Genomic DNA, 9,473 nt, shown 5'->3' on the forward strand with positions numbered 1-9,473 from the left:
GGCGGCGTCGTTCCACTCGATTCCGGGATTGGTGGATTTCGGTTTGGCTCACGGGATCGCGTTCGCTTTCGATTCGAAGAAATCGGCCGCTCGAACCTTTGGTTTCGAAGTGGAAAACGCACTAAGGGTGTAGCCCGTAGTACTACCCAAGATGAGCACCAGGACCACCCACCTCGACATCACGGGGATGAGCTGCGCCAACTGCTCGGCGAGCGTGTCCGACGCCGTGGAGTCGCTCGACGGCGTCTCGCGGGCGGACGCGAACTACGCCACCGACGAGGCCACCGTCGAGTACGACCCCGAGGCGACCTCGCTCGGAGCGATCTACGACGCGATCGAGTCGGCGGGGTACGGCGCGGTCGCCGAGACGGCGACCGTGGCGATCACCGACATGTCGTGCGCGAACTGCGCGGACGCCAACCGCGACGCCCTGGAGTCCGTGCCCGGCGTCGTCGAGGCCGACGTGAACTACGCGACCGACGAGGCGCAGGTGCGGTACAACCCCGCCGAGACCTCGCTGTCGGCGCTGTACGACGCCGTCGAGGACGCCGGCTACTCACCGGTCCGAGAGGGCGAGGGGACCGACGGCGAGACGGCCGACGGCGAGGGCGACGGGTCCGGCGAGAGCGCGCGGGACGCCGCGCGGAACGCCGAGATCCGCAAACAGCTCCGGCTGACGCTGTTCGGCGCCGCGCTGTCGGCGCCGCTGCTGTTCTTCCTCGTCGACAACCTGCTGCTCGGGGGCGCGGTCGTGCCGGACCGGCTCTTCGGCGTCGGGATCCACTGGGTCGCGTTCGCGCTCGCGACGCCGGTCCAGGTCGTGCTCGGCCGCCCCTTCTACGTGAACTCCTACAAGGCGCTCGTCACGAACGGCCGCGCCAACATGGACGTGCTGATCGCCCTCGGCTCGACGACGGCGTACGTCTACTCCGTCGCCGTCCTCCTCGACCTGGTCGCCGGGAGCGTCTACTTCGACACGGCGGCGCTCATCCTCGTCTTCATCACCCTCGGCAACTACCTCGAAGCCCGCTCGAAGGGGCAGGCCGGCGAGGCGCTCCGGAAGCTGCTGGAGATGGAGGCCGACACCGCCACCCTCGTCGACGAGGACGGGACCGAACGCGAGGTGCCGGTCGAGGAGGTCGAAGTCGGCGACCGGATGAAGGTCCGCCCCGGCGAGCAGATCCCGACCGACGGCGTCGTGGTCGAGGGGCAGTCCGCCGTCGACGAGTCGATGGTGACCGGCGAGTCCGTCCCCGTCGAGAAGTCCGAGGGCGACGAGGTCGTCGGCTCCACCATCAACGAGAACGGGCTCCTCGTCGTCGAGGCGACGAAGGTCGGCGCGGACACCGCCCTCCAGCAGATCGTTCAGACGGTGAAGGAGGCGCAGTCCCGCCAGCCCGACATCCAGAACCTCGCGGACCGCATCTCCGCGTACTTCGTGCCCGCGGTGATCGCGAACGCGCTGTTCTGGGGCGTCGTCTGGTTCCTCTTCCCCGAGGCGCTCGCCGGGTTCGTCGACCGACTCCCGCTGTGGGGTCAGGTCGCGGGCGGGCCCGCACCGGCCGGCGGGGCCGTCTCGGTGTTCGAGTTCGCTATCGTCGTCTTCGCCTCGTCGGTGCTGATCGCCTGCCCGTGCGCCCTCGGGCTCGCGACGCCGGCCGCGACGATGGTCGGGACCACCATCGGCGCGCAACACGGCGTCCTGTTCAAGGGCGGCGACGTGCTCGAACGCGCGAAGGACGTCGACACCGTCGTGTTCGACAAGACGGGGACGCTCACGGCGGGCGAGATGGAGCTCACCGACGTGGTCGCCGTCGGTGACGACGGCGGCACGCTCCCCGACGGCGGGACGGTCGCCGAGCGCGGCGACTCGGCGGCGGACGAGGGCTCGGCGGTCGGCGACGGCGCCGAGGCCCGCGGGGACGAGGTCCTCCGGCTCGCCGCGAGCGCGGAGCGCGGCAGCGAACACCCGCTCGCCCGCGCCATCGTCGAGGGCGCCGAGTCGCGCGGCCTCGACCTCTCCGACCCCGAGGACTTCGAGAACGTGCCCGGACACGGCGTACGAGCGACCGTGGACGGGGACGAGGTCCTCGTCGGCAACCGGAAGCTGCTGCGCGACGCCGGCGTCGACGCCGCGCCCGCCGCGGAGACGATGGAGCGGCTCGAACGCGAGGGCAAGACGGCGATGCTTGTCGCCCGCGTGCCCGCCGGCGCCGACGACGGGGAGCTCCTCGGCGTCGTCGCCGACGCGGACACGGTGAAGCCGAGCGCGGAGCGCGCGGTCGGCCAGCTCCGCGAGCGCGGGGTCGACGTGATGATGATCACGGGCGACAACGAACGCACCGCGCGCGCCGTGGCCGAGCGGGTCGGGATCGACCCCGACAACGTCCGCGCCGGCGTCCTCCCCGAGGACAAGTCCGACGCCGTCGAGGAGATCCAGGCGGACGGCCGCCGGGCGATGATGGTCGGCGACGGCGTCAACGACGCGCCCGCGCTGGCGGTCGCGTACGTCGGCACCGCCATCGGCTCCGGGACCGACGTGGCCATCGAGGCCGCGGACGTGACGCTGATGCGCGACGACCCGCTCGACGTGGTGAAGGCGATCCGCGTCTCGGACGCGACGCTCCAGAAGATCAAACAGAACCTCGTGTGGGCGCTCGGCTACAACACCGCGATGATCCCGCTCGCGTCGCTCGGGCTGCTCCAGCCCGTCCTCGCGGCCGGGGCGATGGCGGTCTCGTCGGTGTCCGTCCTCACGAACAGCCTCCTGTTCCGCCGGTACGACCCCGAGGGCGACTACCGACTCCTCGGGTTCCTCCGGCGCTGACGGGCGCCGAACCGCGTTTTCCTCCCCCGCGCGGCGTCCCGAAGCCCCAAGGCGGGGCGGCGCGTACGCCGCGACATGGCTACCCTCCTCGTCGTCGGCGGCAGCGGCTTCATCGGGCGCGACGTCTGCCGGTTCGCGGTCCGCGACGGCCACGAGGTCCGCAGCGTCTCGCGGAGCGGCCGCCCCGACATCGACGCCGAGTGGGCGGACGCCGTCTCGTGGACGAGCGCCGACCTGTTCCGCCCGAACGCCTGGCGCGACCGCCTCGACGGCGTCGACGCCGTGGTCCACTCGGTCGGCGCGCTCACGGAGTCGCCGAGCGACGGGGTTACCTTCGAACGGGTCAACGGCGACGCGGCCGTCCTGACGGCGCTGGAGGCGGAACGCGCCGGCGTCGACGCCTTCGTCTTCCTCTCCGCGGCGGCGAAGCCCCCCGGCGTGCGGAACGCCTACCTGACGGCCAAGCGCCGCGCCGAGTCGTCCATCGCGGACCTCGACCTGGACGTGGTGACGCTCCGCCCGGGCCCGGTGTACGGCGAGGGACAGCCGCACCTCCCGGGCGTCGCCGACCGCGTCCTCCGGTTCCTCGCGAGCGCGCGACCCATCGCCTCGCGGCTTGGCGAGGCGCGGCCGCTGGCCGTCGGCACGGTCGCCCGGGCGTCGTACCGCGCCGCGCTCGACCCGGACGAGCGGCTGCTCGACGTGTCCGACATCCGCGAACTCGCCGGGTGACGCGACGCTGCGGCGTCGCCGAGCGCGTCGCTACCGGGCGCTGCGCTCCTTGGCTACCTCCAGCGAGATGAAGAAGCCGAAGTACGCCGGGATCCCAGCGAGCATGAACATGTACAGCACCCACCGCGGGGCCGTCGGAAAGGCGAAGTCGTACAGCAGCGACGCGAGTCCCACCCACGCGAGCGCGAACAGCAGGTCCTGCGCCATGCCGGTGCCGTTCTCGCTGAGCACCGTCCGGGCGCGGTCGGCGACGCTCAGGTCTGTCTCGTCGTCCGGCGTCTCCGCGGCGTCCGAGTCGGGCATGGATAGAGTGTGCGTGAAAGGGGTACGTCGATGTTGCGGAATCGCGCGGCGTCGTCCGCGCGACGAATCGGTTCCCGGTCCGGGAGAGGCGGTCCCGGCGCGGCGACCTCAGTCCTCCTCGAGGTAGTCGACGACGAGGACGGGGACGTGCGTCGAGCGCAGCGTGCGCTCGGTGACGCTGCCGAGCAGCGCGCGGCGCACGCCGGCCCGGCCGTGACTCCCCATCACGATGAGGTCGATCCCGTGGTCCTCGGCGTAGTCGCCGATCACCTTGTGCGGGCGGCCGCCGGAGACGTGCTCGACGACGTCGACGCCGCGCTCGTCGGCGCGGTCGGCGACGGCGCCCGTCGCCTCGTCGGCCCGCTCCTTCAGTTCGCCCATCTCGTCGAACCGCCCCTGCTTGAGCCGGTCGACCTGCTCGGTGCCGAGGCTGAAGTTCACGGAGTCGATGTCGACCACGTACAGCGCGTGGACCTCCGCGTCGTACTTCTCCGCCAGGTCGAGCGCGTGGTCGACCGCGGCCTCCGCGACGTCGCTGCCGTCCGTGGGAACGAGGATGCGTTCGTACATCACCGCTCCCCCTCCGTGGTGTCGTCGGCGCCGGCGTCCACCGCGCGGTCACCCTCGGCGCCCGCGTCGTTTACTGCGCGGCCGCCATCGGTGGCCGCGTCGTCAACTGCGCGACCACCGTCGGTCGCCACGTCTTCGCCGCCGTCCGCGGCGACGACGTCCTCGGCGGTCTCCTGCTGCCCCATCGGCTCGGGGCTGTGACACTGGCGGACGATCCGCTTCGTCTCCAGCGACGGCTCGTCGGTGGCCATCGAGACGACGATGGTGACGACGAACACGATCGGGAGCGTGATGAGCGCCGAGCCGATGGCGGGCATCCACGTCGCGAGCCCGGCCGACAGCGGCGCCTCCAGCGAGCCGATGTACGTCGGCACGATCTGGTTGATCATCGGGATCGACCAGAGCGTCAGGCCGGTCGTCATGCCGGCGAGCGCGCCCTGGCGGTTGGCGTTCTCCCACCACATGCCGAGGAAGAACATCGGGAACAGCACGGAGCCGGCGAGCGAGAACGCGTAGCCCACGAGCGCCGCGATCGACGAGGCGGGGTTGAGCGCCGCGAGCGTGGTCAGCGCGCCCAGCGCGACGATCGAGAGGCGGCCGACGAGGATCTGCTGGCGCTGCGTCGCGTCCTCGTTGATGATGTTCGTGTAGATGTCGTGGCTGATCGCCGACGAGCCGGCGATGAACAGCCCCGCGACCGTCGCGATGGCCGCGGCGATACCGCCCGCCGCGACGATGCCGACGAACCACTCCGGCAGCCCGGACAGCTGCGCCGCCAGCACGACGATGACCTCGCTGGCCGCGCTCGTCATGCCGGGGTCGCCGTACGTGGCGCCGACGTTCTGCGAGTAGAGGTCGGTGCCGAACGCCGCGAACGCGGGCGCGCTCCAGTAGAGGATACAGATGAAGAACAGCCCCCAGACCGTCGACCAGCGGGCGGTCCGCTCGCTCTCGACCGTGTAGAACCGAACGAGCACGTGCGGGAGCCCGCACGTGCCGACGATGAGCGAGAACGTCGTCGCGACCCAGAGGTAGTAGCTCGACCCGGCGAACGGCTCTGAGAACTCGCTGCCGAGCTGACTGATCAGCGCGCCGTACTCCAGCTGCGGCAGCACCGTGGAGTAGCCGTTCGTGTAGCCGACGACGAACAGCCCGACCACGAACGCGAGGATGAGGATGACGTACTGGACCGCCTGGTTCTTCGTGGCGCCCAGCATGCCGGACAGCGTCAGGTAGCCGACGGTGACGACCATCATCGCGACGACCATCACCTGGTACCCGTCGAGGCCCGGGATCAGCCCGCCGTAGTTACCGAAGATGTACAGGCCGACCAGGGCCATCCCCTTCGCCTGCCCGATGGCGTAGACGAAGCCGATGAGGAACGTCGTCACCGCCGCGATGGCGCGCGCGGTGTCGGAGTTGAACCGGTCGCCGACGAAGTCCGGCGCCGTGTACTTCCCGAACCGGCGCAGCTGCGCCGCGAGGAAGATGAGGAGGATGAAGTAGCCCGTCGTCCAGCCGACGACGAACACCAGCCCGTAGAAGCCGGCGAGCGCGATCGACGCCGCCATCCCGAGGTACGACGCCGCGGACATCCAGTTCGCGCCGATCGCCATCCCGTTCTCGACGTTCCCGATCGACCGCCCGGCGACCCACATGTCGTCGGTGTCGGCCACGCGGAAGACGAACCCGATCGTCAGAAACAGCCCGAGCATCCCGATCACGAGCAGCGCCGGCCCGATCTTGAACGAGATGTCGAGCGCCTCCGGGAGCAGTTCGCTCTGAAGGAGCAGCGAGCCCGCCGTCATTCGTCTACCCCTCCGTCGGTCGCCGCGACATCATTGTGCTCGATGCCGTACTTCTCGTCGAGCGCGTCCCGCTTTCGCGAGTACCAGAACGCCAAGACGAGGGCGCTGGTCGGCGCGCCGAACGCGACGAGGAAGTAGTGGAGCGGGAACTGCAAGATCGGCATCGACTGCGTCATCACGCCGGGCGCGAGGTTCGTCAGGGTCACCGGTCCCCACACCGCGAGGACCCAGATCGCGAACCCCGTCCAGACGATGCGGAGGTGGTCTCGCATGTACGGCGTGCTCGGGTTCAGGATATTCACTTCCGCCCCGAGGTAGTCGGTGTTGCTGTGCGCCTGTGCGGCTCCCGACGACGCGACGCCGCCGTCGGTGGCAGCGTCGCCGGTCGCGCCGCCGCCGTCGGTGGCCGCGTCGTCTCCGCCGCGTGAGGTATTATCTGTCATGTTTTGGTCCGTTGTGATCTTGTCTGTGTGGTTTTTCGTGATGGTTCCCGTCGTGCGGTCCGCCGTGGTCGCGGACGGACCGAACGGAAAACGGTTCGCCGAGCGCTACTCGGCGTCGGCCTTCTTCTGGATCTCCTCGACGATCTCGGGGTTCCGAAGCGTGCTGGTGTTGCCGAGCTCCTCGCCGTCGGCGATGTTCTCCAGCAGGCGGCGCATGATCTTGCCGGACCGGGTCTTCGGCAGGTCCGGCGTGAACACGACCTGTTCGGGGCGGGCGATCGGCCCGATGGCGTCCTCCACGCCGGCGACGATCGCCTCGCGGAGCTCGTCGGTGCCCTCGTAGCCGTCTTCCGTGGTCACGTAGGCGTACACCGCCTCGCCCTTGATGTCGTGGTCGCCGCCGACCACCGCGGCCTCGGCGACCCCCTCGACGCCGACGATCGCCGACTCGATCTCCATCGTCCCCAGCCGGTGGCCGGAGACGTTGAGCACGTCGTCGACGCGGCCGAGGACGGTGATGTAGCCGTCGTCGTCGATCTTCGCCCCGTCCTCCGGGAAGTACACCCAGTCGTCGGGGTCGTCGCTGTCGGTGTCGGAGTACTCCGCCCAGTACTCCTCGATGTAGCGCTCGTCGTTGTTGTACAGCGTCCGGAGCATGCCGGGCCACGGCTTCTGTACCGTGAGGTAGCCGGCCTTCCCGGGCTCTACCTCGTCGCCGAGCGTGTCGAGGATCTGGACGTCGAGCCCCGGCAGCGGCGGCCCCGCGGCGCCGGGCTTCATGTCCTTGACGCCGGGCAGCGTCGTCACCATCATCCCGCCGGTCTCTGTCTGCCACCACGTGTCGACGACGGGGCACTCCTCGTCGCCGATGTGCTGGTAGTACCACTTCCACGCGCGCGGGTTGATCGGCTCGCCGACCGTGCCGAGCAGGCGCAGCGAGGAGAGGTCGTGGCGGTCCGGGTACTCCGCGCCCCACTTCATGAACGCGCGGATCGCGGTGGGCGCGGTGTACAGCTGGGTCGCCTCGTGCTCCTCGACGATCTCCCAGAGCCGGTCGCGCTCCGGGTGGTCGGGCGTGCCCTCGTACATCATCGTCGTCGTCCCGAGCGCTAACGGGCCGTAGACGATGTACGAGTGCCCGGTGATCCAGCCGATGTCGGCCGAACAGAAGTACGTGTCATCCGGCTTGATGTCGAGGACCGACTGCGAGGTCCACGACACCCACGAGAGGTAGCCGCCGGTCGTGTGTTTCACGCCCTTCGGCTTCCCCGTCGTGCCCGAGGTGTACATCAGGAACAGCATGTCCTCGGCGTCGCGGGTGACCGGCTCGACCTCGGCGCCCTCGTGGTCGGCCACGAGGTCGTCGTAGTCGACCTGGTCGTCGCCGAGGTCGTGGCCGAAGCCGTCGCCGTTCGGCCCCAGCCGGTCGACGACGACTGTGGTCGTGTCGTGCTCGACGGCCGCGAGCCCCTCGTTCGCCTTGTCGAGGTGGTCGAGCGGGTCGCCGCGGCGGTAGTAGCCGTCGCAGGTGACGAGGTACTCCGAGTCGGCGGCGTTCATCCGCGTCGCGAGCGCGTCGGCCGAGAACCCGGCGAACACGACGCTGTGGGGCGCGCCGATGCGCGCACAGGCCAGCATCGCGATCGGCAGCTCCGGGATCATCGGCATGTACATCGTGACCACGTCGTCCTCCTCGACGCCCTGCTCCCGAAGGGCGGCAGCGAACTCGTTGACCTCGCGGTGGAGTTCCTCGTACGTGTACGTGCGGTCGTCCTCGTCGACGGGCTCGCCGACCCACTCGATGGCGGCCTCGTCACCGCGCTCGTCGAGGTGCCGGTCGAGGCAGTTCGCCGACGCGTTCAGCTCGCCGCCCGTGAACCACTCGTAGAAGGGCGGGTTGCTGTCGTTGAGCACCTGGTTGTAGTCGGTTTCCCATTCCAGCAGGTCGGCGGCCGTCTCCCAGCACTCGGGCCAGTTCTCCTCGAACTCCTCGTATATCTCCGGGTCGGACACGTTCGCCTGCTCGACGAACGACTCCGACGGCTCGAATACCTCTTGCTCCGCTAATCTCGCTTCCAGTTGGCCGTCTCCCTCTGTCATGGTACGGTCGTACCCAACCAATATCGGCATATAAACGCTGACGCTAAATACGAAAAATCGTGAGGGATTCCGCACCCAGGCCGCGGGGCCCGCACCGTCGACCGCGTTCGCGACCCGGTCGCCGACCGCTCACTCGCCGGACGGGGTCGCCCGCTCGTCGTTCCTCCGGGTCGGGCGGTCGGCCTCGTCCTCGAAGACGCCGTCGAGGAGCGCCCGCTGGGCCTTCCGGAGGTGGTTGTGGAACGTCGGCGACGAGACGCCCATCGCGTCGGCCACCTCCTCGGCCGTGCTCCCGCGCGGCCAGTCGAAGTAGCCGCCGTGGTACGCCGCCGACAGCGCCGCCCACTGGCGGTCGGTGAAGCGGTCGGCGACCCCGTCCCGCAGCGCCGACTCCGTGCGCGGCGAGCGCGCGACCGACTCCTTGCTCGCGAGCCTGACGTCCGCGAACCGGTCGCGGAGCCCATCCGCGACCGGGCGGACGTTCGTCCCCTCGGGGAAGTCTGCGACGACGCGGACCCGCCCCTCTGCGGCGGACGCGTCGCGCACGGTCGCGCCGTGGTCGACGAGCGCCCTGACCAGCGACCCGTCCGCGAGCCGGAGCGACGCCGAACAGCCGTCCTCCCGGGTCTCGATCACCCGGAAGTCGGAGACGCCCGGCGACGCCTCGACCACCGTCGCGACGTCCTGCGG

At 70.1% G+C, this 9,473-nt stretch carries 8 protein-coding genes; 2 read left to right on the plus strand and 6 right to left on the minus strand.

From position 1 onward, the window contains the following. The first annotated feature begins 151 nt into the window (after positions 1 to 151). Entirely contained in the window at positions 152 to 2,827 is a 2,676-nt protein-coding gene (locus EXE44_RS02345) for a heavy metal translocating P-type ATPase (RefSeq protein ID WP_137715798.1), read from the plus strand. 75 nt (positions 2,828 to 2,902) lie between these two features. After that, positions 2,903 to 3,559: an NAD(P)-dependent oxidoreductase gene (locus tag EXE44_RS02350; protein ID WP_137715799.1), complete on the plus strand. Its 657-nt coding sequence runs from the start codon at positions 2,903 to 2,905 to the stop codon at positions 3,557 to 3,559. Positions 3,560 to 3,589: 30 nt separating this feature from the next. Here the strand turns inward: EXE44_RS02350 and EXE44_RS02355 are convergent, their stop codons facing one another. The 6 genes from EXE44_RS02355 to EXE44_RS02380 all read right to left on the minus strand — a co-directional run. After that, positions 3,590 to 3,862, minus strand: coding sequence for a hypothetical protein (locus EXE44_RS02355; protein WP_137715800.1), 273 nt, complete (start codon positions 3,860 to 3,862; stop codon positions 3,590 to 3,592). Positions 3,863 to 3,970: 108 nt separating this feature from the next. After that, the gene (locus EXE44_RS02360) at positions 3,971 to 4,432 is read right to left on the minus strand and encodes a universal stress protein (protein ID WP_137715801.1); all 462 of its coding nucleotides are present in this window, start codon (positions 4,430 to 4,432) and stop codon (positions 3,971 to 3,973) included. Next, entirely contained in the window at positions 4,432 to 6,240 is a 1,809-nt protein-coding gene (locus tag EXE44_RS02365) for a VC_2705 family sodium/solute symporter (protein WP_137715802.1), read from the minus strand. Before EXE44_RS02365 ends, EXE44_RS02360 begins: the two co-directional genes overlap by 1 nt. Beyond that, entirely contained in the window at positions 6,237 to 6,683 is a 447-nt protein-coding gene (locus EXE44_RS02370; RefSeq protein WP_137715803.1) for a DUF4212 domain-containing protein, read from the minus strand. Before EXE44_RS02370 ends, EXE44_RS02365 begins: the two co-directional genes overlap by 4 nt. Positions 6,684 to 6,788: 105 nt before the next feature. Then, on the minus strand, positions 6,789 to 8,783 hold the full coding sequence (acs, locus tag EXE44_RS02375; RefSeq protein ID WP_137715804.1) for an acetate--CoA ligase: 1,995 nt from the start codon (positions 8,781 to 8,783) through the stop codon (positions 6,789 to 6,791). A 129-nt stretch (positions 8,784 to 8,912) separates the two neighbouring features. Then, positions 8,913 to 9,473: bacterio-opsin activator domain-containing protein (locus EXE44_RS02380; RefSeq protein WP_199241170.1), on the minus strand; the 561-nt coding region annotated here is incomplete at its 5' end.

It is taken from the genome of Halorubrum sp. SS7 (genome assembly GCF_005435055.1).
Classification (GTDB): domain Archaea; phylum Halobacteriota; class Halobacteria; order Halobacteriales; family Haloferacaceae; genus Halorubrum; species Halorubrum salinarum.

Bases quoted from the DNA above. Each gene is read 5' to 3' on its own strand.
- EXE44_RS02365 (WP_137715802.1), bottom strand. From the start codon at position 6,240: ATGACGGCGGGCTCGCTGCTCCTTCAGAGCGAACTGCTCCCGGAGGCG.
- EXE44_RS02370 (WP_137715803.1), bottom strand. From the start codon at position 6,683: ATGACAGATAATACCTCACGCGGCGGAGACGACGCGGCCACCGACGGC.
- EXE44_RS02355 (WP_137715800.1), bottom strand. From the start codon at position 3,862: ATGCCCGACTCGGACGCCGCGGAGACGCCGGACGACGAGACAGACCTG.
- EXE44_RS02345 (WP_137715798.1), top strand. From the start codon at position 152: ATGAGCACCAGGACCACCCACCTCGACATCACGGGGATGAGCTGCGCC.
- EXE44_RS02350 (WP_137715799.1), top strand. From the start codon at position 2,903: ATGGCTACCCTCCTCGTCGTCGGCGGCAGCGGCTTCATCGGGCGCGAC.
- acs (WP_137715804.1), bottom strand. From the start codon at position 8,783: ATGACAGAGGGAGACGGCCAACTGGAAGCGAGATTAGCGGAGCAAGAG.
- EXE44_RS02360 (WP_137715801.1), bottom strand. From the start codon at position 4,432: ATGTACGAACGCATCCTCGTTCCCACGGACGGCAGCGACGTCGCGGAG.